Here is a 25,844-nt window from a genome sequence, read left to right as displayed (position 1 = left end):
CGCCCCATGACTGCGTTGAAATACCTCCAGGCCTATCCCGCGAATCTGCAGGATCAGGTGCGCCAATTGATCGCTGACAACCGCCTTGGTGATTACCTGAGCCAACGCTATCCGGGCCGTCACGACGTACAGAGCGACAAGGCGTTGTACGGTTACGCGCTGGACTTGAAGCAGGAATACCTGCGCAACGCCCCGGCCATCGACAAGGTGCTGTTCGACAACCGCCTCGACCTGACCCACCGCGCCCTCGGCCTGCACACCACGGTCTCGCGGGTGCAGGGCGGCAAGCTCAAGGCCAAGAAAGAGATCCGCATCGCCTCGCTGTTCAAGGACGCCGCGCCTGAGTTTCTGAAGATGATCGTCGTGCACGAACTGGCCCACTTCAAAGAGTCGGATCACAACAAGGCGTTCTATAAATTATGTGAGCACATGCTGCCGGGCTACCACCAGGTCGAGTTCGACCTGCGGGTGTACCTGACGTGGCTGGACATGCAATAAGACATCAAACACCGGAGCGCATGCATGGACGTAAGCAAGACCAAGAGCAGTTTCTACCGGCGCTTGTACGTGGCGTACCTGATCGACAGCGGCCTGGCCAGCAGCGTGCCGGCGCTGACCGAAATCACCGGCATGCCCCGGCGTACGGCGCAGGACACCATTGCGGCGCTGGCGGATCTGGATATCGTCTGCGAGTTCGAACAGGAAGAGGGCGCGCGCAATCATGCGGGGCGTTATCGGATTCGGGAGTGGGGGGCGATTGATCGGGGGTGGATCGAGCGCAATCTGCGGCAGATCAAGGCTGTTCTCGAGTATCCCTGAGTCTTGTGGCGTCAGGGCTGACGCCTTCGCGAGCAAGCTCGCTCCCTCATTGAAATGTGTTCCCCCTGTGGGAGCGAGCTTGCTCGCGAGGGCGTTCCGACGAAGAGACCTTCAGGACCGGCGCATCCCGATGTGCGGAATGTCATCCTCCAGATATTCCTCACCCGCCACCACAAACCCGTACCGCCCGTAATACCCCTGCAAGTGCGCCTGCGCCGACAGATAGATCGGCACTTCGGGCCAACGCTTCTGCGCCTGTTTCAGCGCCTGTTCCATCATTTCATGCCCTAACCCCTTGCCACGCCCGGCCGGCGCCGTGAGCACGCGGCCGATCACCACGTCGCCGCCCTGGGATTCCGGGTCCAGCAGGCGCAGGTACGCCACCAACTGATCACCGTCCCAGCCCATCAAATGGCAGGTGTCACCGTCCAGATCCTGACCGTCCGGATCCAGATACGCGCAGCGCTGTTCGACCACGAACACTTCCGAGCGCAATTTCAAAATGGCGTACAGCTGCTCCAGTCCCAGATCGCTGTGATGTTTGCAGACCCACTCGATTGTCATCTTCCGATTCCTTGAACTACGTCGCCCGATACTAAGCGCAGCGCCGAAATAAGTCTGTATGGCTGAGAAATCTGTGACAAAGGCCAAAATGCCATCATTCCAATATCGCGGTCCGCCGTACTTTGTGTAATCTGCTGGGAAGCGCTGTGCGATGGCTTCAATGAGCTAATGTTAGGGCCTGGGATTCGCCGGTAAGGGGCCTTGGGGTTTTGACTGAAAACACGCCGGGCGGCCCGCCCGCTAAGGATTTTCAAGCATGCCGCGATTGCATCGAGCCTTTGCTTTGATCGGGTTGCTGTTGCTGGGTCAAAGCGCTGCAGCGGAGAAACTGCGTCTGGTATTCGACGTCTGGCCGCCTTTTACCGATGACACGCTGGTCAACGGTGGGCTGGCAACCGACATCGTCAGCACGGCCCTGGCCCGTGCCGGTTATGCCAGCGCCTATGAGCAGGTGCCCTGGGCGCGGGCGTTGCTGGGGGTTGGCGAAGGGCGTTACGACGTGCTGGTCAACGCCTGGTACAACGACGAGCGCACGAAGCTGGGGCAGTTTTCTGCCGAGTATCTGCTCAATCGCGTGCGTTTTCTCAAGCGCAAAGACTCGCCCATCGAATACAACAACCTGCAGGAATTGCACACCTATCCGATTGCGGTCGTGCGCGGCTACGCCTATTCGGCGCCGTTCGATGCCGACGCCGCGTTACAGAAAGTCCCTGTGCATAACTTCGCGATGGCCGTGCGCATGCTGGCGGCGGACCGGGTCAAGCTGACCCTGGAAGACGAATACGTCGCCCGCTATTACCTGGCTCGGGAGTCACCGAAAGTACGCAACGCAGTGGAGTTTCTGCCCAAGCCGCTGAGCGAGAACAGTCTGCACATTCTGGTCAGCCTGAAGAACCCGCAGCACGAACAGATCGTGGCCGGGTTCGACAAGGCGATTGCGTCGATGAAGGCCGATGGCAGCTATGACAAGCTGCTCAGGCAGCACGGAATGTAGCCTGAAAGATTTTTAGTGCACGAACGGGCCTCTTCGCGGGCAAGCCCGCTCCCACAGGTACAGCGGCAGTTCACATATTTTGTGTACCACACCGACACTGTGGGAGCTGGCTTGCCAGCGATGAGGCCTGTGCGGCCAACTCAGTCTTCGGCTGTGTCTTTGATCAGGTGCGCCGCCAGCGTGCGCAACGGGCCAAGCTGGCGGCAGATCAACGCCAGTTGCGTCTGCACCAGCCGCTGGCCTTCGTCGATTTCGTCTGCCATTTGCTCAAGCTCATTGGCCAGCGCCTCTTCCTCATCGCTCTGGATCGCGATCGGCGTTTTGCTCGCCAGGCCCTGGGCGATCTCGTCGATGCTGCTGGCCAGTTTCACTCCCGCACCATCGATCAGATGCTCACGCACCTCGGCCGGCAATTGGGTTTCCCGGTGTGCGCCAAGCCCTGACAGATAGCTGAGCAAGGTGTGCGACAGCACCAGGAAGCGGAAGCCCACGTCGGCTTCCTTCCGGAAATGCCCCGGCTCCATCAGCATGTTCGCCAGCGTCGTGGAGAGTGCCGCGTCGGCGTTGTGCGCGTTGCGCCGGGCCAGTCGATAGGCGAGGTCGTCGCTCTTGCCGGCGGCGTATTGCTGCATGATCTGGCGCAGGTAAATGCTGTTGCAGGTGAGGGTGTTGGCCAGCACTTTGTTCAGGCGCCGACCCTGCCAGTCCGGCAGGAACAGGAACACCGCAAGCCCGGCAATCAGGCTGCCGAGCAAGGTGTCGAACAGTCTTGGCACAAACAGACCATAGCCGTCACCGACCTGGTTGAAGCAGAACAGCACCATGATCGTGATCGCGGCGGTCGCCACGGTGTAGCGGGTGGTGCGGTTGGTAAAGAACACCACGCCGGCGGCGATGGCGAAGCACGATTGCACCAGCGGGCTCGGGAACAGATCGAACAGCGCCCAGGCAATCGTCAGGCCGATCGCCGTGCCGAAAATCCGCTGGCCGAGTTTGCGCCGGGTCGCGCCATAGTTCGGCTGGCAGACAAACAGCGTGGTGAGGATGATCCAGTAACCCTGCGACGGGTGGATCAGGTGCACCATGCCGTAGCCGATGCTCAGTGCCAACGGCAAGCGCAGGGCGTGACGGAACAGCAGCGAGGTCGGCGTCAGCTGCGTGCGCAGACGAATCCACACATCCTTTAAGTTGCGCGGCGAGCGGTCGAGCAGGCTGCTGTCGGTGGCATCCGCCAGCGCATCGGGGTTGCTCGCGTCGCTGAGCAACCGGTCGAGGGTGCCGAGGTTGGCGGCGAGTGCGCGCAACGAACGCAGGAGTCCGCGCCAGGCCGGGTTGCTCTGGATGCGCAGGTGTTCGAGGGAAGCGTGCAGGTCGCTCAGGGCTTCGGCGAAACTCGCGTCGTAAATGAATGGCTGGCGCATCTGGATCGATTCGGCCAGCGCCCGACAGACCTTGCCTTGCTGGCGCAGCAGGCGCTGGCAGCGGAACAGGACATCGCTGTGAAAAAACGCATCGGCCAGGGCGTTGTAGGGATAGTGCGAAGAACTGGCGCGTTCGTGAATGTCTTGCGCCAGGAAGTACAGCTTCAGGTAACGGCTGACTTTCGAGCCGGGCCGACCGTTGCCGACCCGGTGCAGGATGATTTCCTTGGCGCTGTTCAGCGCTGCGACCACCCGACCGTTTTGTTGGGCCAGTTCCAGGCGCCGCGCTTCGACGTCCAGCTGACGGATCGGCTCGAACAGCGAGGCTTTCAGCTTCAGGTAAAAGCCCAGTTCACGGAACAGCCGCGCCAGGCTCTGTTGCACCGGCTGGTTGGAAAACATCGCCTGCCACAGCACCGACAGCAGGCCGTACCACGCGGCGCCGGCCACCAGCAGCATCGGCTCATGCCAGAAATCCGTGACCGCGCCACCGCGCTGATCCACGCCGATCATGGTGTAGACGGAAAGAATCAGGGTCGCCGAAGCAATCGCGCCATAACGCTCGCCGAGCGCACCGAGCATGGTCAGGCCGAAACTGGCCAGTGCCAGCGCAATGACGAAAACGATGGGGTAGGGAAACAGCAATTCCACGGACAGCGCCGCGACGCTGAAACACACCAGCGTCACCGCCAGCGCGTTGAGGCGGCCCTGCCAACTGTCGTCGGTCTCGGCCAGGGCGCTGGCGATGATCCCCAGGAACAGCGGAATCAGCAGCCCCATTTCATCCTGATACCAGCACAGCGCCATGCTGCCGGTCAGGGCGATGAACACCCGCACGCTGTAGCTGAATTTATCCAGCGCCCACAGGCGCCGCAAAGACTGACGAAACGAGGTCGAGGACATGAAGTGCGAAGGCCTTCCGAGGCGATGCCGCTAAATTGAGCCAGTAATGACGCCGACGCAATGGCGCCGATCACATCTGACAGCAAAAAGTGTTCCCTACAGCTTCACCGATAACAAATGTGGGAGCAGTCTCGCCCACAGTTTGATTTGTGTTTATCAGACGTACTGCGCGGCGGCGTAGCCAGAGGCCCACGCCCACTGGAAGTTGAATCCGCCCAAATGCCCGGTGACATCCAGCACTTCACCAACGAAGTACAGGCCCGGGCTTTTCAGCGATTCCATGGTCTTGGACGACACTTCGCGGGTGTCGACCCCACCCAGCGTTACCTCGGCGGTGCGGTAGCCCTCGGTGCCGGCCGGGACGACTTTCCAGCTGCCGAGTTTCTGCGCGATGTCCGCCAGTTCGGCGTGGGTGTACTGCTTCATCGGTTTGGAGACGAACCAGTTGTCCGCCAGCAGGTTGGCCATCTTCTTGGTGAAGATTTCGCCGAGCAGGGTTTTCAGTTCGCTGTTCGGACGCTCGGCGGTCTGCTGTTGCAGCCAGCTTGCGGCGTCGTGATCCGGCAGCAGGTTGATCTCGACTGTGTCGCCCGGCTCCCAGAACGAGGAAATCTGCAGAATCGCCGGGCCGCTGAGGCCGCGGTGGGTGAACAGGATGTTCTCGCGAAAGCTCTGGTCGTTGCAGCTGACCAGACAATCCACCGAGGTGCCGGACAGCTCGGTGCACAGATCCTTGAGCTGGTCGGTGATGGTGAACGGCACCAGCCCGGCGCGGGTCGGCAGCAACTCGTGGCCGAACTGTTTGGCGACCTGGTAACCGAAACCGGTGGCGCCCAGCGTCGGGATCGACAGCCCGCCAGTGGCGATCACCAGCGACTGACACTGGATCTGGCCGAGTGTGGTGTCGAGCAGGTAACCGCCTTCAACCTTTTCGATGGTCTGGATCGAGGTGTCGAGGTGCAGGTTGACGCCGACCTGATCGCATTCGTCCAGGAGCATGCCGAGGATGTCGCTGGATTTGTTATCACAGAACAGCTGACCGAGTTTCTTCTCGTGATACGGCACGCCGTGCTTGGCGACCATGCCGATGAAATCCCACTGGGTGTAGCGGGCCAGCGCGGATTTGCAGAAATGCGAATTCTGCGAGAGGAAATTGCTCGGTTCGGTGTACATGTTGGTGAAGTTGCAGCGCCCACCGCCGGACATCAGGATTTTCTTGCCGGCCTTGTTCGCGTGGTCGAGCAGCAACACCTGACGCCCGCGCCCGGCGGCGGTCAGTGCACACATCAACCCTGCGGCGCCAGCGCCAATGATCACGACTTCGGTAGAGCGCAAAACGGTGTCCTCACACAATGACCACGCAGATCGTTCCCACGCTCTGCGTGGGAAAGCATCCTGTGACGCTCCGCGTCACGATTTAAAAGCGGACGCAGAGCGTCCATGGCGGCATTCCCACGCGGAGCGTGGGAACGATCATTTAAGCGTTCTTACAAAACCCGAACGCGCAGCGAACGGCCCTTGATCTTGCCGTTGTTCAAACGCTGCAGCGCCTGCATGACCACTGTGCGTTCAACCGCCACGTAAGACTGGAAATCGAAGATCGCGATCTTGCCGACCTGAGCGCCCGGAATGCCGGCTTCGCCGGTCAGTGCGCCGAGAATGTCGCCCGGACGCACTTTGTCCTTGCGCCCGCCAGCGATGCACAGCGTGCTCATCGGCGGTTGCAGCGGGGCACCGCCCTGGGACTTGAGGTTGTCCAACTGATCCCAGTTCAGCGGGGTTTTCTGCAATTGTTCGATGGCTTGCGCGCGGTGCGCTTCGGACGGCGCCACCAGGCTGACCGCGATGCCTTTCTCGCCGGCACGACCGGTACGGCCGACGCGGTGAATGTGGATTTCCGAATCGCGGGCCAGCTCGACGTTGATCACCATGTCCAGCGAATCGATGTCCAGGCCGCGGGCGGCGACGTCGGTAGCCACCAGCACCGAGGTGCTGCGATTGGCGAACATCGCCAGCACCTGATCGCGGTCACGCTGTTCCAGATCACCGTGCAGGCCGACGGCGGAAATGCCTTTGGAGGTCAGATGATCGACGGTTTCCTGCACTTGCTGCTTGGTGAAGCAGAAGGCCACGGTGGAGGCCGGGCGGAAGTGGTGCAGAACCTTGGTCACCGCACTCATGCGTTCTTCCGGGGAAATCTCGTAGAAGCGCTGTTCGATCTGGGTGTCGTCGTGGAACGCTTCGGCCTTGACCGTTTGCGGGTCACGCATGAACTTCGACGCCAGTTGCTTGATGCCCACCGGATAGGTGGCCGAGAACAACAGGGTCTGACGGCGGGCCGGGGTCTGCTCGATGATGTCTTCGATGGCGTCGTAGAAACCCATGTCGAGCATTCGGTCGGCTTCGTCGAGGATCAGCGTGTTCAGGCCGTCGAGGACCAGCGAACCCTTGCGCAGGTGCTGCTGGATGCGGCCCGGCGTGCCGACGATGATGTGCGCGCCGTGCTCCAGCGAGCCGATCTGCGGGCCGAAGGACACGCCGCCGCACAGGGTCAGGACCTTGATGTTGTCTTCGGCACGGGCCAGACGACGGATTTCCTTGGCGACCTGGTCGGCCAGTTCGCGAGTCGGGCAAATCACCAGCGCCTGGCAACCGAAGTAGCGCGGATTGATCGGGTTCAGCAGGCCGATACCGAACGCGGCGGTCTTGCCGCTGCCGGTCTTGGCCTGGGCGATCAGGTCCATCCCCTTGAGGATCACCGGCAAGCTCTGCGCCTGGATCGGCGTCATCTGGGCATAACCGAGGGAGTCGAGGTTAGCCAGCATGGCGGCGGACAGCGGCAAAGTATTAAAAGCGGTGGCGATGGTGGTCACGGGACTGGCCTGCAAAACAAAATGTCGCGCAGTGTAGCAGCCTCTGGCCACTTTCCTCGAAAGTTCTGGACGAACGCAAAGCGCGTGACGAGGGCCGGTTCCCTCGCCACGCGGACCCCGGTCAATGCTCGATATGTTCCTCCCGGCGTTTGGTACGCCGTCCGTCCTCTTTCGATAGCTGCGAGAAAATCGTCGCGGCCAGCATCGCCATGATCCCCACGGTCACGAACGTTAGCTGAAATGCGCCCAACACGGTCTCAACGCCGTCATTGCCGACTTGTGCCGTAAAGCCGCCGAGCAACGCACCGGCGCAGGCCACGCCCAGGCTCAGCGACAACTGCGCCACCACCGACAGCAAACTGTTGCCGCTGCTGGCGCTGGCGTCGTCGAGATCGATCAGGGTCACGGTGTTCATGGCGGTGAATTGCAGCGAGTTGATCGCCCCCAGAATCGCCAGCAGGCATAGCAGCAGCCAGTACGGCGTCTGCTCGCTGACCAGACCCATGCTCGCCAGCATGATTCCCAGAAGCAGGGTGTTGCCGGTCAGTACGATGCGATAGCCCAGACGTTCGATCAGCGGTCGCGCGCCCCACTTGGCGACCATCGCGGCTGCGGCCAAAGGCAACATGCTCATCCCGGCCTGGGACGGCGAATAACCCAGCGCCACTTGCAGCAGCAACGGCACCAGAAACGGCAGGGCGCCGCTGCCAAGGCGAGCGAACAGGTTGCCGAGAATGCCGACGGCGAAGGTGCGGGTCTTGAACAGCGACGGCGCGAACAACGGGTTTTCAATGTGCCCGGCGCGTAACCAGTACGCCGCCAGACACGCCATGCCGCCGAACAGCAGCAACATTACCCGCAAGTGCGGCAGGTGCAGTTCGCCGAGGCCTTCCATGGCGATGGTGATCAGCACCATCGCCGCGCCGAACAGCAGAAATCCCAGACTGTCGAAGCGCGTGCGCTCGGTGCCGCGCAGGTCGGGGATGAATTTCCATACCGCATAGCAACCGATGACGCCGACCGGCAGGTTGATCAGGAAGATCCAGTGCCACGTCAGGTATTCCACCATCCAGCCGCCCATGGTCGGGCCGATCAGCGGACCGAGCAGGCCGGGAATGGTGATGAAGCCCATGATCCGCACCAGTTCCGAACGCGGGTAGGCGCGCAGCACCACCAAGCGTCCGACCGGCAGCATCAGCGCACCGCCGAGGCCCTGGATCACGCGTGCGCCGATCAGCATGCTCAGGCTGCTCGACAAGGCGCAGAGCAGCGAGCCGAGGCTGAACAGCAGGATCGCGCCGAAGAAGATTTTCTTGGTGCCGAAGCGGTCGGCGATCCAGCCCGAGGCCGGAATCAGCAGGGCCACGGTGAGCATGTAGGCGATGATCACGCCCTGCATGCGCAACGGGTCTTCGGCCAGGTCCCGAGCCATGGCCGGCAGGGCGGTGTTGAGGATGGTGCCGTCGAGGGACTGCATGAAGAAAGCGATGGCGACGACCCACGGCAACCAGCGGGCGGTGATGGCGTCGAGTGGCGGGCGGTTGGGCATGGAACCTCTTGTTGTCTGGAAGATGATCGTTCCCACGCTCTGCGTGGGAACGCCGCCATGGACGCTCTGCGTCCGCTTTTGGCTGGGACGCGGAGCGTCCCGGGCTGCATTCCCACGCAGAGCGTGGGAACGATCAGGTCGGAAGGTTAGAGAGTCAGGGTCAATCGGCTCACCAGCGCCCCCGGCAACAGTGCCGATGAGGTATTGCGCTGGCTGTAAGTGCTCGCCGACAGCAGCAATTCCCGTTCGGCGGTCAATGCTTCCAGCTGCGAACCCAGCAGGCTGTAGGCGCTGTCGTCGAAACGCATGGTGCTGACCGGCGCCTGAATCTCTCCGTTCTCGACCCAGAACGTGGCAAACCGGGTCATGCCGGTCAGTCGCGCCGCCGGTTGATCGGAGAAGTTCAGGTACCACAGGTTGCTGATGTACAAACCGGTGCCCAACTGCTTGAGGATCTCGGCCTGCGGCAGATCACCGGCACCCATGTTCAGCGCGCTCGGCGATTCGCCACCACCGGCGCCGTTGGCCGAAAGCCCGTATTCGGCAGCACTGCGCGAACCGACCAATTGATCACCTGCCTTGCCTTCGATGATCAACCGCAGATCGCTGCGCGGGTAACCTTCGCCGGAGAACGCCGGGCTCAGCGAGTCGCTGACTTTTTCGTCCAGGGACACCAGCGGACTGAACGCTTGATCGCCGGCATACAGCTTCTGCAACGGGCTGCTCTTGCTGGCAATCGACTGCGCCGAAAAACCGCCCCAGCACAGCATGCCCATGATTTCTTCCAGGGCCGCCGGCGCCAGATAGGCGCGGTATTGACCGGGCGGCAGGGTGCGCAGCGGTCGCCCCAGAAACTCGAGTTGCTCGCGGGCCTGCTGGATGCGTTTGGCGAAGTCTTCGCTGTTCCAGTCATGCCCGGCGTAGCTGGCCTTCACCGCTTCGCCGTTTTCGTGGAACAGGCTGAAGTCGAAGTTGAAGCTGTTGGCCTGATGCCAGCCGAATGCGCCGGAAGAACTGGCGAAACCACGGCTGATCGGGCCGGCAGCGTAGAAGCCGACCAGATCCAGACCTTCGGCCGCCTGGGCAATTTCAGCCACCACCTGCTCGGTGTCCGGCAGCGGATGTTCCTGCACGTTCTTGCTCTGCCAGCTGTTGTGGTTGAGCAACAGGTACGGATCCTGCGGCAGCAACGGCAGGGTCTCGCGCAGTTGCTGCAAGCCTTCGGCGAGGCGTTGCAGATCGGTGGCCTGCTCACCGGACAACGTGATGTGCAGGTCGGCATGACGACCGTCGTCGATCAGTTTCAGGCCGATACCGGCTTGCTGGACTTGCCCGGCCTGACGCACCTTGGCGTGGTTGAAGCGCACGAAGGCCGAGGATTCGGCGTCATAACTCAGGGTGAACTGTTCCGGCTCGCGCACGGCATCGCGCAGCCAGTCGACCAGCACCTTGAACGCCTCGGACGGGTTCTTGGAAATACTCATCAGGCGTCTCCCCCAAACACATCAACATTGCTGAACACGCAGGCCGGTGACGCATGGCCGACGCGGATCACCTGGTTCGGTTCGCCCTTGCCGCAGTTCGGAGTACCCAGCACCTGGGTGGTGCCGGCGTTGCCGACGGCGCGCAGGCTCTTCCAGAAGTGCGCGGAAATGCCCCGGTAGTTCGGATTCTTCACGACGCCCTTGAGTTCGCCGTTTTCGATCAACTGGCCCCATTCGCAGCCGAACTGAAATTTGTTGCGTGCATCGTCGATCGACCAGGAACGGTTGGTGCTCATCAGGATGCCGTTTTCGATACCGCCGATCAGTTGCTCCAGCGGCTGGTCGCCCGGCTCGATGTTGAGGTTGGCCATGCGGTCGATCGGCGGTCGGTTCCAGCCGCAGGCGCGGCTGTTGGCGACGCCGTCCAGACCCGCGCGGAACTGCGACAAGGCACCGCCCAACGGCCGGACCAGCAGGCCTTCGCGAATCAGGAATTGCTTGCTGGCCCTGGAGCCGTCGTCATCGTGACCGTAACTCGCCAGTTCTTCGGGAATGCCCGGATCGAACGTCACGTTGAGCAGTTTCGAGCCGTATTGCAGGCTGCCGAAATCCGAGGCTTTGACGAAACTGGTGCCGGCGTAATTGCGCTCGTCGCCGAGGATCCGGTCGAGCTCCAGCGGGTGGCCGATGGATTCGTGGATCTGCAACATCATCTGGTCGGGCATCAGCAGCAGGTCGCGAGGGCCTTGCGGGGTGTTCGGCGCGAGCAGCAGTTGCAGTGCCTGATCGGCGACTTGCGGGCCGGCGCCAATCAGGCCGCAACGGCTGATCACGTCAGCGCCGCCCTGCTGGCCGAAGTTCTCGCGGCCGAGGCTGCGGGTCTGGCTGTCGCTGCCGTCGTAGGCGGTGACGTCCAGGCCCGGGTAGACGAAACGCTGGGCCTGACGCAATTCGGCGCCGGCGCTGCTCAGGTAGATCTGTTCGACGTGGGTGATGCCGATGCTCACTTGCCAATTCACCAGGCGCTCATCCTTTGGCACCGAGGCGGATTCCGCGCCGAGCAGCTCGAAGCATTCGCTCAGGGACGGAAAGGGTTGTTCGAGATTGGGTGAAAAGTAGTCGGCGCGGTCGCTGGACACCGGCTGCTGGCTCAGGTCGAGCAGGGCGTGCGGCTTGATCCGTCGGGCCTGTTGTTCGGCGCGCTCGAGGGCGGCTTGCAGGCCTTGTTGCGACAGGTCATTGGTCGCGGCATAGGCTTCGACGCCGTTGACCCGGACGGTGAGCATCGCGCCTTCATCGCGGCTCAGGCTCGGCGGTTCGGCGACGTTCTTGCGCACCGACAGGTACTGGCCGGACTCGCGGACATACCTCAAGGAAAAGAACTCGGCGCCCGTGCGCAAGGCAGCGAAGCGCTGCTTGAGCTGGGGGTGGAAATCGAACATCAGGGAACCTCCTTGTCATGGGAGCAGCGGCGCAGCGGATGCGGCGGGGAGGGGGGTGAAACGATTGGGCGAGGACTAGAGTAGGCCTGCGAGGGGGTAGGATCAAGTGAAGAGGGGGTGTAGGAAACAGCTGATCGCTCCCACGCAAAGCGTGGAGGCGATCAGGGCGGGGGAGTGTTACGGCTTACTGAGCAACAGTACTCACTTCACGCATCGGCTTGCCTTTCACCGGCGCATCGCCAGCGACGTAGTACGGCGCCTTGCTGCGCGGCAGTGGCTGACGACCACGGATCTTGTCGGCGATTTTCTCGGCCATCATGATCGTCGGCGCATTCAGGTTGCCGGTGGTGATGATCGGCATGATCGAAGCATCGACCACGCGCAGACCCTGCATGCCATGCACGCGGCCCTGGCCGTCCACTACGGCCATCTCGTCGGTGCCCATCTTGCACGAGCAGGAAGGGTGGAACGCGGTTTCGGCGTGCTCGCGGATGAACTTGTCCAGCTGCTCATCGGTTTGCACTTCGATGCCCGGGCTGATTTCGCGGCCACGGAAAGCGTCCAGTGCAGGCTGTTGCATGATTTCACGGGTCAGGCGGATGCCGTCACGGAATTCCTGCCAGTCCTGCTCGGTGGCCATGTAGTTGAACAGGATGCTCGGGTGCTGGCGCGGATCCTTGGATTTGACCTGGACGCGACCGCGGCTCGGCGAACGCATGGAACCCATGTGCGCCTGGAAACCGTGCTCTTTCACACCGTTGCTGCCGTTGTAGTTAATCGCCACCGGCAGGAAGTGGTACTGGATATTCGGCCATTCGAATTCCGGACGGGTGCGGATGAAACCGCCGGCTTCGAACTGGTTGCTGGCGCCGATGCCGGTGCCGTTGAACAGCCACTCGGCACCGATGGCCGGCTGGTTGTACCAGAGCAGCGACGGGTACAGCGAAACCGGTTGGGTGCAGGCGTATTGCAGGTACAGCTCGAGGTGATCCTGCAGGTTTTCGCCGACGCCCGGCAGATCGTGAACGACCGGGATGTCGAGGCTTTCCAGCAGTTTCGCCGGGCCGACACCGGAGCGTTGAAGCAGTTGCGGCGAAGCGATCGCGCCGGAGCAGACGATGACTTCTTTGCGGGCGCGGGCTTCAACGCGCTCTTCGGCAGCGCCGACCAGGTAACGCACGCCAACGGCACGTTTGCCTTCGAACAGAACCTTGTCAGTCAGGGCGTGAGTGACGATGGTCAGGGTCGAACGCTTTTTGGCCACGTCCAGGTAACCCCGGGCGGTGGAAGCACGACGGCCGTTCGGCGTCACGGTGCGGTCCATCGGGCCGAAACCTTCCTGCTGGTAGCCGTTCAAGTCTTCGGTGCGCGGGTAACCGGCCTGTACGCCAGCTTCAACCATCGCGTGGAACAGCGGGTTGTTACCCGCCTTCGGCGTGGTCACGCTGACCGGACCGTCGCCACCGTGGTAGTCGTTCGGGCCGATGTCGCGGGTTTCCGCTTTACGGAAGTACGGCAGGCAATCGAGGTAGGTCCAGTCTTCCAGGCCTGGCAGTTTCGCCCAGCCGTCGTAGTCCATCGCGTTGCCGCGGATGTAGCACATGCCGTTGATCAGCGAGGAACCGCCGAGGCCCTTGCCGCGACCGCATTCCATCCGGCGACCGTCCATGTGTGGCTCTGGATCGGTTTCGTATGCCCAGTTGTAGCGACGACCTTGCAGCGGGAAGGCCAGAGCGGCCGGCATTTGCGTGCGGAAGTCGAAACGGTAGTCCGGGCCGCCGGCTTCGAGCAGCAGGACGGTGACGCCTTCGTCTTCAGTCAGGCGGGTCGCCAGGGTGTTACCGGCAGAGCCGGCACCGACGATGATGTAATCGAATTCTTGGGACATTGCATGCACCCTCTTTGAAAGTTGGTCAGGTCAGGCCTGGCGAGTGCTTTGCACTCGATTCGCGGGCAAGCCCGCTCCCTCAGGGATCGGGGCTGCCACAGATTGGGTGGGCGGCACCCGACCTGTGGGAGCTGGCTTGCCAGCGAAGGCGGCCTCGCGAGCAATACAGAACTCGGGTCTTAGAACACCGAGACGTAATCGCCCAGTTCGACCTGTACCGATTTGATGCGAGTGAAGTTGTTCAGCGAGCTGATGCCGTTCTCACGGCCGACGCCCGACTGCTTGTAACCGCCAACCGGCATTTTTGCGTCGGACTCGCCCCAGGCGTTGATCCAGCAGATACCGGCTTCCAGTTGATGAATCACGCGGTGGGCGCGGTTCAGGTCGCGGGTGACGATACCGGCGGCCAGGCCGAAGTCGGTGTCGTTGGCGCGGCGGATGACTTCTTCTTCGGTTTCGTAGGTCAGGATCGACATCACCGGGCCGAAGATTTCCTCACGGACGATGGTCATGTCGTCGGTGCAGTCGGTGAACACGGTCGGAGCCACGAACGCGCCCTTGGCGAATTCGCCGTCTGTCATGCGCTCGCCGCCGCACAGAACGCGGGCGCCTTCTTCTTTACCCTTGGCGATGTAGCCCAGCACGTTTTCCATGTGCGCGAAGCTGACCAGCGGGCCGAAGTTGGTGTTTTCATCTTCCGGGTTGCCAACGCGGATACGGGCGACGCGCTCGACGATCTTGGCTTCGAAAGCGGCTTTCAGGTGGCTCGGCACGAACACGCGAGTGCCGTTGGTGCAGACCTGACCGGAGCTGTAGAAGTTGGCCATCATGGCGGTGTCGGCGGCGCGATCCAGGTCGGCGTCGTCGCAGATGATCAGCGGGGACTTGCCGCCCAGCTCCATGGTCACGTCTTTGAGCGACGAAGCCGAAGCGCTGGCCATGACCTTTTTGCCGGTGTCGGTGCCGCCGGTGAAGGAGACTTTCTCGATGCGCGGGTGCTCGGTCAGCCAGGTGCCGACTTCACGGCCGCTGCCGGTCAGCACGTTGAACACGCCGTTCGGAACGCCGGCTTCGGTGTAGATCTCGGCCAGTTTCAGGGTGGTCAGCGAGGTGACTTCGCTTGGCTTGAAGATCATCGCGTTACCGGCCGCCAGGGCTGGAGCGGATTTCCACAGGGCGATCTGGATCGGGTAGTTCCACGCGCCGATACCGGCGACAACGCCCAGCGGTTCGCGACGGGTGTAGACAAACGAGGTGTCACGCAGCGGGATCTGCTCGCCTTCGATGGCAGGCACCAGGCCTGCGTAGTATTCCAGCACGTCGGCGCCGGTGACGATGTCGACGTACTTGGTTTCGGAGAAGGCTTTACCGGTGTCCAGGGTTTCCAGGGCCGCCAGTTCATCGTTGCGCTCGCGCAGGATGTCGACGGCGCGACGCAGGATGCGCGAACGCTCCATGGCGGTCATCGCGGCCCAGATTTTCTGGCCCTTTTCGGCGCTGACCACAGCACGCTCGACGTCTTCCTTGGTCGCACGTTGCACATGTGCGAGGACTTCACCGTTAGCCGGGTTGATGGCTTCGAAGGTGGCATCGCTGCCGGCGTCGGAGTACGCGCCATCGATGTAGAGTTTTTGCAGTTCGAAACGGGCCATAGTGTCCTCGCAAGTGCATTAGTGGTTGGCGTTGGTCACCGGGTGAGCCATGTAGCTGTGGCATCGCTGGTCGGTGACAGTTCAGGGGGCCGAGCGTTTTCTCTGTGCTCTAGCTCACCTGCTTGGCCAATTGGAAATCCATGTATTCGTAAGCGATCTGTTGCGCCTGCGCAGTGTCGAAAGCGTCTCCCGACAGCGCGCCGCGCAACCACAAGCCGTCGATCAGAGCTGCCAGTCCACGGGCGGCGGTGCGCGCATCTTCGAGCGGCAACACACGGCGGAACTCGCAGCACAGGTTGGAATACAGACGGTGATCGTTGATCCGCTGCAACCTGTGCAAAGACGGCTGGTGCATGCTGGTGGCCCAGAAGGCCAGCCAGGTTTTCATTGCCGGGCCATTGACCTGGCTGGCGTCGAAGTTGCCTTCGATGATCACCTGCAGATGCGCCCGTGGGCTGCTGTCTGCCAGCGCCTGACGGCGCGCGGTGACGTTCTCGCTGAGGACGCTCATCAGATACCGCATCGTGGCGGCGATCAGACCATTCTTGTCCTGAAAGTAGTGACTGATGATGCCATTCGAGACACCGGCCAAACGGGCGATCAGCGCAATGCTGGCGTCCCCCATTCCGACCTGATCAACCGCCTGCAAAGTGGCTTCGATCAGTTGTTGGCGGCGGATGGGTTGCATACCGACCTTGGGCATCTTGCACATCTCCTTAGGCCTTCCGACGGGCGATGAACGCCTGGCGGATTGAGGGCCAGTCTATTTTGTTTTGATTGAACGTTCAATCAACAAAGAATAAGATCTGCGACAAATCGTCGCTGCCTACAGATTTTTCCTACGTGTAAGTGGCGATAAACCGACATCCGAAAATGCTCGAAACCTGCGCGGGGCAAGGCGCGGTTCGACGTTCGATGGACGTGTTGAATGGGCAAGACGCTCAAGGCCAGGTTTCGGATGAACGTCCATGCCTCGGCCACGACGGCGATTCGCGGTGCCATCTCTGCAGGTTCGGGCTTTTTTCGGGGTGTCTTTATATCACCCGCCGGTCGGCTGCCAACTAACCGATTGGTCGGGTTCCGTGTTGCCTTGTGTTCTTCTCTCGCACTGCCTGGAGCATTTGTGCCATGAGTTCTGCCTCGCTTATAAAGACCCCGCCCGAGAAGGTGACGGTCAACGGTTGGGTGTTCTACACCTCTACCGCGCTGATTCTGTTGTTGACCGCCATTCTGATCATCGCCCCGCAAGAGGCCGGCAGAATGCTGGGAGTGGCTCAGGCCTGGTTGTCCCGCAGCTTCGGCTGGTACTACATGGTGGTGATCGCCGCTTATCTCGTTTTCGTGGTCGGCCTGGCGTTTTCCTCCTACGGCAAACTCAAACTGGGTGGCAAGGACGATACCCCTGACTTCAGTTACGGCGCCTGGGCGGGGATGCTGTTCTCGTCGGGTATCGGTATTTCGCTGTTGTACTTCGGCGCTTCCGAGCCGCTGGATCACTACTTCAACCCGCCGGAAGGGGCATCGGCCACCAACCTGGCGGCGCGTCAGGCTGTTCAGCTGACTTTCCTGCACTGGGGCCTGCACGGCTGGGCGATCTACGCGCTGGTCGGTCTGGCCGTGGCTTATTTCGCTTACCGTCATAACCAGCCGCTGGCCCTGCGTTCGGCGCTGTACCCGCTGGTGGGCGAGCGTTGGGTCAAGGGCGCTGCCGGTCATGCGGTAGACGGCTTCGGCATGTTCGTGACCCTGCTGGGTCTGGTGACCAACCTGGGGATCGGCTCGCTGCAAGTGTCTTCGGGTCTGGAAAACCTGTTCGGCATGGAACACAGCAACACCAACCTGCTGATCGTGATCATCGTGATGAGCACCGTGGCGACCATCGCTGCCGTGTCCGGTGTGGAAAACGGCATCCGTCGTCTGTCCAACCTCAACATCATCCTGTTCAGCGGCCTGCTGATTTTCGTCCTGCTGTTCGGCCCGACCCTGCACCTGCTCAACGGCTTCGTGCAGAACATCGGCGACTACCTCAATGGCGTAGTCATGAAGACGTTCGACCTGTACGTCTATGAAGGCGACAGCGAGAAGTCCGACCGCTGGCTGGGCCTGTGGACTCTGTTCTACTGGGCCTGGTGGATTTCCTGGGCCCCATTCGTCGGCATGTTCATCGCGCGTATTTCCCGTGGTCGCACCGTGCGTGAACTGGTGGCCGGCGTGTTGTTGATTCCGCTGGGTTTCACCCTGGCGTGGCTGTCGATCTTCGGTAACTCGGCGCTGGATCTGGTGATGAACCAGGGCGCGGTGGAACTTGGCAAGACGGCGCTGGAACAGCCGTCGATGGCGATCTATCAACTGCTTGAACACTACCCGGCGTCGAAAGTCGTCATCGGTGTGTCGATTTTCGTTGGTTTCGTGCTGTTCCTGACTCCGGCCGACTCCGGCGCGGTGATGATGGCGAACCTGTCCTGCAAGGGCGGCAACGTCGACGAAGACGCCCCGCACTGGCTGCGGATCTTCTGGTCGGTCGTGATCACCCTGGTGACCATCGGCCTGCTGTTCGCCGGTAACTTCGAAGCCATGCAGACCATGGTGGTGCTGGCCGGTCTGCCGTTCTCGGTGGTGCTGGTGTGCTTCATGTTCGGCCTGCACAAGGCGATGCGTCAGGACATGCAGATCGAACAGGAGCAGGCGCAACTGGCTGAACGCGGTCGTCGTGGTTTCAGCGAGCGTCTGACTCAACTGGATCTGCAACCGAGTCAGTCGGTGGTGCAGCGCTTCATGGACAAACACGTCAGCCCGGCACTGGAAGATGCCGCTGCGCAAATGCGTGCCCAGGGCCTGGAAGTGCAGACGCTGCTGGGCAAGTCCAAGCGTTGCATGGGCGTACGGGTCGAGATGGAAGAGGGCAACCCTTTTGTCTACGAAGTGAGCCTGGACGGCTATCTGGCCACCCCGAGCGAGTCGGCTCAGTCCGATGAAGCGCGCCAGCGTTTCTACCGCGCCGAGGTGTACCTGCACAACGGCAGCCAGGACTACGACCTGATGGGCTTCACACAGGATCAGATCACGCGCGATGTGCTCGATCAGTTTGAAAGCCATCGGCAACTCCTTGGCCGGGTCTATAGCTGAGTTGTGATCCAGGATCGTTCCCACGCTCCGCGTGGGAATGCAGCCCAGGACGCTTTGCGTCCTATCGATGCCAAGCTTGAAATCGGCAGCGCGGCTGGAACGCGGAGCGTCCCTTGAGGCATTCCCACGCGGAGCGTGGGAACGATCATCACGCAAACAAAAACGCCGCGATCCTCTCGCGGCGTTTTTGTGTCTGTTCTCTTTACCCCAGGTTCTTGCCGAGCAGCGCGTGATACAGCTCGCTGTCGCCCAGAATTCCCACCACATGATTGTTATCGTGCAGCACCAGTTTGTTGCCGGTCTGGTAACGGATCTGCAACGCGTCGCGCATGCCGATGTTCGAGTCCACCAGTGTCGGTTTGCGTTCCAGTCCTTCCACGGCTTGCCCCGGTGCCCAGTTCTGCAGGTTCAGCACTGAACCGTTCTGCCGCGCACCCTTGATGGTGTTGCCTTCGGCCAGGTCCAGCCACGAGTCGCCACCCGGATCCAGACACACCGAACCGTTGATGCGTTTGCAGTTGTCCAGGGTGCGCATCAGGCTGCGACCACACAGCACGTTCAGCGGGTTGGTGTGGGCGACGAAGGTCCGCACGTAATCGTCCGCAGGATTGAGCACGATCTCTTCCGGCACGCTGTACTGGATGATCCGGCCGTCTTTCATGATCGCGATTCGGCTGCCGAGTTTCAGCGCCTCGTCGAGGTCGTGGCTCACGAATACGATGGTCTTGCTCAGCTTGCGTTGCAGCTCCAGCAGCTCATCCTGCAAACCCTGACGGATCAGCGGGTCGAGGGCGGAGAACGGTTCGTCCATCAGCAGAATGTCGGCGTCCATCGCCAGCGCACGGGCCAGGCCGACACGCTGCTGCATGCCGCCGGACAGCTCGTCGGGTTTCTTGTTGCGCCATTGGGTCAGGCCCACCAGTTCGAGTTTTTCATCGACCAGTTTGCGCCGTTCCTTCTCCGGACGGCCCTGCATTTCCAGACCGAAACTGATGTTCTCGCGCACCGTCAGCCAGGGCATCAGGGCGAACTTCTGGAACACCATCGCGATGCGTTTGGTGCGCATCATTTTCAGCTCGGCCGCGGAGCAGGAGGCGATATCGATCTGCTTGCCTTCGTGTTCGACGAACAGCTTGCCGCGGCTTACGGTGTTGAGGCCGTTGATGCAGCGCAGCAGGCTCGACTTGCCGGAGCCGGACAGGCCCATCAGTACGCAGATCTCGCCTTTGTTGATGTCCAGGCTGGCCTTTTCGACACCGACGATCTGCCCGGTCTTTTTAAGGATTTCGCTACGGGTCAATCCTTGATCGAGAAGTTTCAGTGCTTCGCGCGGATCTCTGGTGAAGATCACGTCAACGTTATCGAAGCGAATTATGCTCATGCGTCACCCCCTACTTTGGCGTCGGGTTGTTTGCAGATACGGTCGAGCATGATCGCCAGCAGTACGATCGCCAGGCCCGCTTCGAAGCCCAGGGCGATATCAGCAGTGTTCAGTGCGTTGACCACCGGTTTGCCGAGTCCGTCGGCGCCCACCAGTGCCGCGATCACCACCATCGACAGCGACAGCATGATGCACTGGGTGATGCCGGCCGCGATGCTCGGCATGGCGTGAGGCAGTTCGATCCGTGATAGCAGTTGGCGACGCGAGCAGCCGAAGGCCTTGCCGGCGTCCATCAGTTCTTGCGGGACATCGCGGATGCCCAGATAGGTCAGGCGGATCGGCGCGGCGATGGCGAACACCACCGTCGAGATCAGGCCTGGCACCACACCCAGCCCGAACAGGGTCAGGGTAGGAATGAGGTAAACGAAGGTCGGTACGGTCTGCATCAGATCGAGTACCGGCCTCATCAAAGTGTAGAACATCGGTTTGTGCGCGGCGACGATGCCCAGCGGCACGCCGATGACCACGCAGACCAGGGTCGCGAACATGACCTGGGCGAGGGTTTCCATGGTTTCCTGCCAGTACCCCAGGTTGAGGATCAGCAGGAAGGAGGCGACCACGAACGCGGTCAGGCCCCATTTGCGTTGAATGAAGTGGGCCAGCAGGGCGATGAGGCCAATCAGCACCAGCGGGTTGAACCAGGTCAGCGCAAACGTCACGCCGTGGATCATCGTTTCCAGGGTCACGGCGATTGCGTCGAAGGTGTTGGCGCCGTGTTGCGTCAACCATTCAACGAAGCCCGCGATGTACTGGCCTAAAGGGATTTTCTGATCAATCAGCATGGTAGTGAACGTCCGCATGCAAGGAAATAAACAGCCCGGACGGCGTACGCCGCCCGGCATAAGCGATGCTCCTTAATTCAAGGCTGGGCAATCTTGGCTTTCACGGCCTCCAGGCCTGGTTTGCCGTCAATGGTGGTCACGCCAGCGAGCCAGGTATCGAGCACCTGTGGATTCTTTTTCAGCCAGGCCTTGGCGGCCGCGTCAGGCTTCATCTTGTCGTCCAGGATGTTGCCCATCAGTTCGCTTTCCATGTCGACGGTGAACTCCAGGTTTTTCAGCAGTTGGCCAACGTTGCTGCATTCCTCGACGTAGCCCTTGCGGGTGTTGGTCGCGACGGTCGCCGCACCGAAGTCCGGGCCGAAGAAATCATCGCCGCCAGTCAGGTATTGAATCTTGAAGCGCTTGTTCATCGGGTGCGGCGCCCAGCCGAGGAACACCACGGCGGTGTCGCGTTTCTGTGCGCGGTCGACCTGCGACAGCATGCCCGCTTCGCTGGATTCGACGACCTTGAAACCGGCGGTCTTCAGGCCGAAGGCGTCCTTGTCGATCATGCTCTGGATCAGGCGGTTGCCGTCGTTGCCCGGCTCGATCCCGTAGATCTTGCCGTCGAGTTCTTTCTTGAATTTGGCGATGTCGGCGAAGTCGTGCAGACCCTTGTCATACAAGGCTTGCGGAACGGCGAGGGTGTATTTGGCGCCCTTGAGGTTGGTGCGCACGGTTTCCACGGTGCCGGCGTCGCGGTAGGCCTTGATGTCGTTTTCCATGGTCGGCATCCAGTTGCCGAGGAACACGTCCATGTTCTTGCCGTCGGCCAGCGACTTGTAGGTCACGGGTACGGAAATCATGGTGGTCTTGGTCTTGTAGCCGAGCGCGTTGAGCACGACGGAGGTGGTGGCGGTGGTTGCGGTGATGTCGGTCCAGCCGACATCGGAGAAGTTCACGGTACTGCACTGCGCCGGTTCTGCGGCTTGAGCCAGCAATGGCAGACTCAGCATGGCGGCCAACAACAACGACGGGGAACCTTTCATGAATGGGGACTCCTTGGTGTTTTTTTTGGCAGTGTTCCGATTGGACCACCGCACTTATGGGTTGCGGTTGGATGGCGTTCTGGAGACAGCTCTACCGCAGCGCCTTGCAATCGAGTCGATACGATCATGTACCAGTGAAAATCTGACGCCTACAGGGTGCGTCGTATCCAGTACAGGGATGGTCGCATCCAGTGTCAGTGACGTCGTTTACAGCTTTTTTCTGCCCTGTCTGGCCATCTGAACCGCATAAAAACGGCGAAAACACGGGCTGAAACCGGCACGGCGTTAGTGGGCATGAGTACGTCGGTGTCAGACGCCGAGCGACCCGGGAAAAGCCCGATGATGCGGGCATTCCGGCGGATCGCAGCTTGAGCGTAGCAGCTCCGCCAGCGGGCGTTTCATGCCCCGGACCGGCACTCTCAGGAGCTCTGCAGCAATGGCTATCAGCGTTTTCGACCTGTTCAAAATCGGCATCGGCCCTTCCAGTTCCCACACCGTCGGGCCCATGCGCGCCGCCGCCCTGTTTGTCGAGTCATTGCGCGACAAACACCTGCTGGAGCAGGTGCGCCGCATCGAGGTGCAGCTGTTCGGTTCGTTGTCGGCCACCGGTGTCGGTCATGGCAGCGACAACGCGGTGATCATGGGCCTGATGGGCGAGTGGCCGGACGCGATCGACCCGTCGCAGATCGGCCCGCGCATCCAGGCCCTGCGCGAAACCCACACGCTGTTGCTCGACAGTCGTTTGTCGGTGCCCTTTATATGGGGCCGCGACATGCGCCTGATCGACGAGAACCTGCCGTTCCACCCCAACGCCATGACCCTGGTTGCCGAAGGCGATCACGGCGAGCTGCATCGCGACACCTACTATTCGGTCGGCGGCGGTTTTGTGGTGGATGAGGCGCAGGCCTCCAGCGGCGTGGTGGATCTGGATCGCACTGAATTGCCCTACGACTTCTCCAGCGCGGTGGAGCTGCTGGAACTGTGCAAGACCCACAACCTGCGCGTGGCCGAATTGATGATGGCCAACGAGAAGGTCTGGCGCAGCGAAGAGGAAATCCGCGCCGGCCTGATGAAACTCTGGCGGGCGATGCAGGATTGCGTCGAGCAGGGCCTCAAGCACGAAGGCATCCTGCCCGGCGGCCTCAACGTGCGCCGCCGTGCGGCGAAGTTGCACCGCAGTCTTCAGGAATTGAACAAGCCCAACGTGATCGGCTCGACCCTCAGCGCGATGGAGTGGGTCAACCTGTTCGCCCTGGCGGTGAACGAGGAAAACGCCGCCGGCGGCCGCATGGTCACGGCACCCACCAACGGCGCGGCGGGGATCATTCCGGCGGTGTTGCACTACTTCATGAAATTCAGCGAGGCGGTGACCGACGCCAACGTGGTCGATTACTTCCTCGGGGCGGCGGCGGTGGGGATTCTGTGCAAGAAGAATGCTTCGATCTCCGGCGCTGAAGTCGGCTGTCAGGGGGAGGTCGGTTCGGCCTGTGCGATGGCGGCGGCCGGTTTGGCCGAAGTGCTCGGTGCTTCGCCGGAGCAGTTGTGCAACGCGGCGGAAATCGGCCTCGAACATAACCTCGGCCTGACCTGCGATCCGGTGGGTGGTCTGGTGCAAGTGCCGTGCATCGAGCGCAATGCGATTGCGGCGGTGAAGGCGATCAATGCGGCGCAGATGGCTTTGCGTGGCGATGGTCAGCACTTCATTTCTCTGGACCGGGTGATCCGCACCATGCGCGATACCGGCGCCGACATGCATGACAAATATAAAGAGACTTCGCGGGGCGGGTTGGCGGTCAGCGCGGTGGAATGCTGATACCTGGTCGCCCCAATCGCTGGCTTGCCAGCGATGAGGCCGGACCAGTCAAAACTGCGCGTTAAGTGCACACCGGAATCAAAACGCGCCACCTTTTGGCGCGTCGTTATCAGATAAGCGTCTTTCCCGCCTCCAGCGCCTGATTCGAAGGCGCTACCGTCCGTCACCTGTGCCTGCGGTGACACTGTAGGACAATCGTGCGCAGGCCAGTTCCCACAAGTGCTACCGATTTGCTCACACGCTTCGGAGCAGGGCATTCGCGGCCGCTGATGGCACTTCGAATTACCCTTCGTTGGAGCGCTTGTATAGACGCGTCGCGACGTCGTTTTCAGGAGTTATTGAACAGCCATTCAAATTTAGGCATGGCAATTGCTCTGTCATAACAAAGCCCGTCTCACGCAAGAGAACGATGGCAATAACAAGAGCCTCCGCCTGAGGCCATCACCCGCTTTGTGTGAGGAGATACCGCGATGACGTCGTTCAACTCCGGGGCTCAACCCCAGAACCGTGCGCCTCAATCCATCGGCTTTCTGCTGCTGGACAATTTCACGCTGATTTCCCTGGCTTCCGCAGTCGAACCGCTGCGCATGGCCAACCAGTTGTCCGGTCGCGAGCTGTATCGCTGGACCACCCTCACCGTCGACGGTGGCCAGGTCTGGGCCAGTGACGGTCTGCAGATCACCCCCGACGCCTCCATGCACAAAGCTCCGGCCCTCGACACCATCATCGTGTGCGGCGGGATCGGCATTCAGCGCACCGTTACCCGTGAACACGTGTCGTGGCTGCAAAGCCAGGCGCGTCAGTCGCGCCGTCTCGGCGCCGTGTGCACCGGCAGCTGGGCCCTGGCCTGCGCCGGTCTGCTCGACGGTTTCGATTGCAGCGTGCACTGGGAATGTCTGGCGGCGATGCAGGAAGCTTTCCCGCGCGTTGCGATGAGCACCCGCCTGTTCACCCTCGACCGCAACCGTTTCACCAGCTCCGGCGGCACCGCGCCGCTGGATATGATGCTGCACCTGATCAGCCGCGATCACGGCCGTGAACTGTCCGCCGCGATCTCGGAAATGTTCGTCTACGAGCGCATCCGCAACGAGCAGGATCACCAGCGCGTGCCGCTCAAGCACATGCTCGGTACCAACCAGCCGAAACTGCAGGAAATCGTCGCGCTGATGGAAGCCAACCTGGAAGAGCCGATCGACCTCGACGAACTGGCGGTGTACGTCGCCGTGTCCCGCCGTCAGCTTGAGCGCCTGTTCCAGAAATACCTGCACTGCTCGCCGTCGCGCTACTACCTCAAGCTGCGGCTGATCCGCGCGCGGCAACTGCTCAAGCAGACGCCGATGTCGATCATCGAAGTGGCGTCGGTCTGCGGCTTTGTGTCGACGCCGCACTTCTCCAAGTGCTACCGCGAGTACTTCGGCATTCCGCCGCGCGACGAGCGCGTCGGCTCCAACACCACCCAGCAGGTGGCGATGATGCCGCTGCCGCAGGCCATCGTGATGTCGCCGCTGTCCGGGCCTATGTCGGCGCTCAGTCAGGCACGCAACGAGTCCACTTTTGCCAGCGTAAGGCTCTGAATCGAGTCATCGTTCAATCGCTGGCAAGCCAGCTCCCACACTGATTTGTGCTGAACACTTTAACTGTGTCCGGCACAAATCCTGTGGTAGCTGGCTTGCCAGCGATGAGGGGTTGTCAGGCGCGGGTTTGCTGGTACTGCGCCAGTGCCGGCAGCAACTGCTTGTCGATGGCTTCGCGCACGATCGGCTGAATGCTTGCGCTGCTGGTGTACATCTGCTTGACCATGGTGCGCAGCGTGTTGGCCCGCACATCGTCCAGCCCCCGCACCGCGCATTCACAGGCCTGCTGGGCAGTGGAGCCCGACGGTACTTCGAATCCCAACGACTTGAGCTGGCCCAACAGGTCTTCCTGATCGATCAAATCGGCATACATCATGACGCGAATCCTTCTTTGGCAACGGAGGTCGTGGCTCGATTCTGGTAGGCATGCCCAGGCACGGCAAGGGCGATTTGTCGCAGTGGCCGCGACGGCTATGAACAGGTCGTTTTCG

At 61.5% G+C, this 25,844-nt stretch carries 20 protein-coding genes; 6 read left to right on the top strand and 14 right to left on the bottom strand.

The genetic code is table 11. The annotated features are described in order from the left end of the window. Positions 1 to 6: 6 nt before the first annotated feature. Both CAF73_RS12915 and CAF73_RS12910 read left to right on the top strand, forming a co-directional pair. On the top strand, positions 7 to 498 hold the full coding sequence (locus CAF73_RS12915) for a M48 family metallopeptidase (RefSeq protein ID WP_085702879.1): 492 nt from the start codon (positions 7 to 9) through the stop codon (positions 496 to 498). Between the two features lie 24 nt (positions 499 to 522). Continuing rightward, positions 523 to 819: a helix-turn-helix domain-containing protein gene (locus CAF73_RS12910; RefSeq protein ID WP_085697800.1), complete on the top strand. Its 297-nt coding sequence runs from the start codon at positions 523 to 525 to the stop codon at positions 817 to 819. A gap of 111 nt (positions 820 to 930) precedes the next feature. Here CAF73_RS12910 and CAF73_RS12905 read toward each other — a convergent pair whose 3' ends face one another. Then, positions 931 to 1,383 carry a GNAT family N-acetyltransferase gene (locus CAF73_RS12905; protein WP_039767984.1) on the bottom strand — a complete coding sequence of 151 codons (453 nt, stop codon included), beginning with the start codon at positions 1,381 to 1,383 and terminating at the stop codon, positions 931 to 933. A gap of 256 nt (positions 1,384 to 1,639) precedes the next feature. On the opposite strand from CAF73_RS12905, the gene CAF73_RS12900 reads away from it, so the two are divergent. Then, positions 1,640 to 2,377 carry an ABC transporter substrate-binding protein gene (locus CAF73_RS12900; protein WP_085702878.1) on the top strand — a complete coding sequence of 246 codons (738 nt, stop codon included), beginning with the start codon at positions 1,640 to 1,642 and terminating at the stop codon, positions 2,375 to 2,377. A 140-nt stretch (positions 2,378 to 2,517) separates the two neighbouring features. Here CAF73_RS12900 and yccS read toward each other — a convergent pair whose 3' ends face one another. The 9 genes from yccS to betI all read right to left on the bottom strand — a co-directional run bounded on the left by yccS (position 2,518) and on the right by betI (position 16,292). Then, complete coding sequence (gene yccS, locus CAF73_RS12895) at positions 2,518 to 4,701, bottom strand: YccS family putative transporter (RefSeq protein ID WP_085697797.1); 2,184 nt, start codon at positions 4,699 to 4,701, stop codon at positions 2,518 to 2,520. 156 nt (positions 4,702 to 4,857) lie between these two features. Next, positions 4,858 to 6,036, bottom strand: coding sequence for an NAD(P)/FAD-dependent oxidoreductase (locus tag CAF73_RS12890; protein ID WP_085702877.1), 1,179 nt, complete (start codon positions 6,034 to 6,036; stop codon positions 4,858 to 4,860). Positions 6,037 to 6,188: 152 nt separating this feature from the next. Continuing rightward, on the bottom strand, positions 6,189 to 7,574 hold the full coding sequence (gene dbpA, locus CAF73_RS12885) for an ATP-dependent RNA helicase DbpA (protein WP_085697910.1): 1,386 nt from the start codon (positions 7,572 to 7,574) through the stop codon (positions 6,189 to 6,191). 121 nt (positions 7,575 to 7,695) lie between these two features. After that, positions 7,696 to 9,123 (bottom strand): multidrug transporter subunit MdtD, encoded by a 1,428-nt coding sequence (gene mdtD / locus CAF73_RS12880; RefSeq protein WP_085697795.1) that lies wholly within the window; start codon positions 9,121 to 9,123, stop codon positions 7,696 to 7,698. Positions 9,124 to 9,269: 146 nt separating this feature from the next. Next, positions 9,270 to 10,607 (bottom strand): TldD/PmbA family protein, encoded by a 1,338-nt coding sequence (locus CAF73_RS12875; protein WP_085702876.1) that lies wholly within the window; start codon positions 10,605 to 10,607, stop codon positions 9,270 to 9,272. Next, positions 10,607 to 12,049 (bottom strand): TldD/PmbA family protein, encoded by a 1,443-nt coding sequence (locus CAF73_RS12870; RefSeq protein ID WP_085697793.1) that lies wholly within the window; start codon positions 12,047 to 12,049, stop codon positions 10,607 to 10,609. The genes CAF73_RS12875 and CAF73_RS12870 overlap by 1 nt, the downstream gene beginning before the upstream one ends. Before the next feature lie 184 nt (positions 12,050 to 12,233). Then, a complete protein-coding gene (betA, locus tag CAF73_RS12865; protein WP_085702875.1) occupies positions 12,234 to 13,937 on the bottom strand; it encodes a choline dehydrogenase in 1,704 nt (567 codons plus the stop codon). A gap of 179 nt (positions 13,938 to 14,116) precedes the next feature. After that, positions 14,117 to 15,589, bottom strand: a complete 1,473-nt coding sequence (gene betB, locus CAF73_RS12860; RefSeq protein ID WP_085697791.1) for a betaine-aldehyde dehydrogenase — start codon at positions 15,587 to 15,589, stop codon at positions 14,117 to 14,119. 109 nt (positions 15,590 to 15,698) lie between these two features. Next, positions 15,699 to 16,292 carry a transcriptional regulator BetI gene (gene betI, locus CAF73_RS12855; protein ID WP_011336305.1) on the bottom strand — a complete coding sequence of 198 codons (594 nt, stop codon included), beginning with the start codon at positions 16,290 to 16,292 and terminating at the stop codon, positions 15,699 to 15,701. 482 nt (positions 16,293 to 16,774) lie between these two features. Between betI and CAF73_RS12850 the strand changes: the two genes are divergently transcribed. After that, on the top strand, positions 16,775 to 18,715 hold the full coding sequence (locus CAF73_RS12850) for a BCCT family transporter (protein WP_227235638.1): 1,941 nt from the start codon (positions 16,775 to 16,777) through the stop codon (positions 18,713 to 18,715). 202 nt (positions 18,716 to 18,917) lie between these two features. Here CAF73_RS12850 and choV read toward each other — a convergent pair whose 3' ends face one another. The 3 genes from choV to CAF73_RS12835 form a co-directional block, all read right to left on the bottom strand. Next, entirely contained in the window at positions 18,918 to 20,096 is a 1,179-nt protein-coding gene (choV, locus tag CAF73_RS12845; protein WP_085697789.1) for a choline ABC transporter ATP-binding protein, read from the bottom strand. Beyond that, positions 20,093 to 20,938 carry a choline ABC transporter permease subunit gene (gene choW, locus CAF73_RS12840; RefSeq protein WP_007959749.1) on the bottom strand — a complete coding sequence of 282 codons (846 nt, stop codon included), beginning with the start codon at positions 20,936 to 20,938 and terminating at the stop codon, positions 20,093 to 20,095. The genes choV and choW overlap by 4 nt, the downstream gene beginning before the upstream one ends. A 77-nt stretch (positions 20,939 to 21,015) precedes the next feature. After that, complete coding sequence (locus CAF73_RS12835; protein WP_085697788.1) at positions 21,016 to 21,966, bottom strand: choline ABC transporter substrate-binding protein; 951 nt, start codon at positions 21,964 to 21,966, stop codon at positions 21,016 to 21,018. Between the two features lie 436 nt (positions 21,967 to 22,402). Between CAF73_RS12835 and CAF73_RS12830 the strand changes: the two genes are divergently transcribed. Continuing rightward, positions 22,403 to 23,779: an L-serine ammonia-lyase gene (locus CAF73_RS12830; protein ID WP_085702873.1), complete on the top strand. Its 1,377-nt coding sequence runs from the start codon at positions 22,403 to 22,405 to the stop codon at positions 23,777 to 23,779. A 470-nt stretch (positions 23,780 to 24,249) separates the two neighbouring features. After that, entirely contained in the window at positions 24,250 to 25,353 is a 1,104-nt protein-coding gene (locus tag CAF73_RS12825) for a GlxA family transcriptional regulator (RefSeq protein ID WP_007959756.1), read from the top strand. 115 nt (positions 25,354 to 25,468) lie between these two features. Here the strand turns inward: CAF73_RS12825 and CAF73_RS12820 are convergent, their stop codons facing one another. After that, complete coding sequence (locus CAF73_RS12820) at positions 25,469 to 25,729, bottom strand: hypothetical protein (protein ID WP_085688602.1); 261 nt, start codon at positions 25,727 to 25,729, stop codon at positions 25,469 to 25,471. Positions 25,730 to 25,844 lie beyond the last annotated feature (115 nt).

Origin of the sequence: Pseudomonas sp. B15(2017) (assembly GCF_002113215.1) — a bacterium.
GTDB lineage: Bacteria > Pseudomonadota > Gammaproteobacteria > Pseudomonadales > Pseudomonadaceae > Aquipseudomonas.
This window is presented reverse-complemented; position numbering and strand designations above follow the sequence as displayed.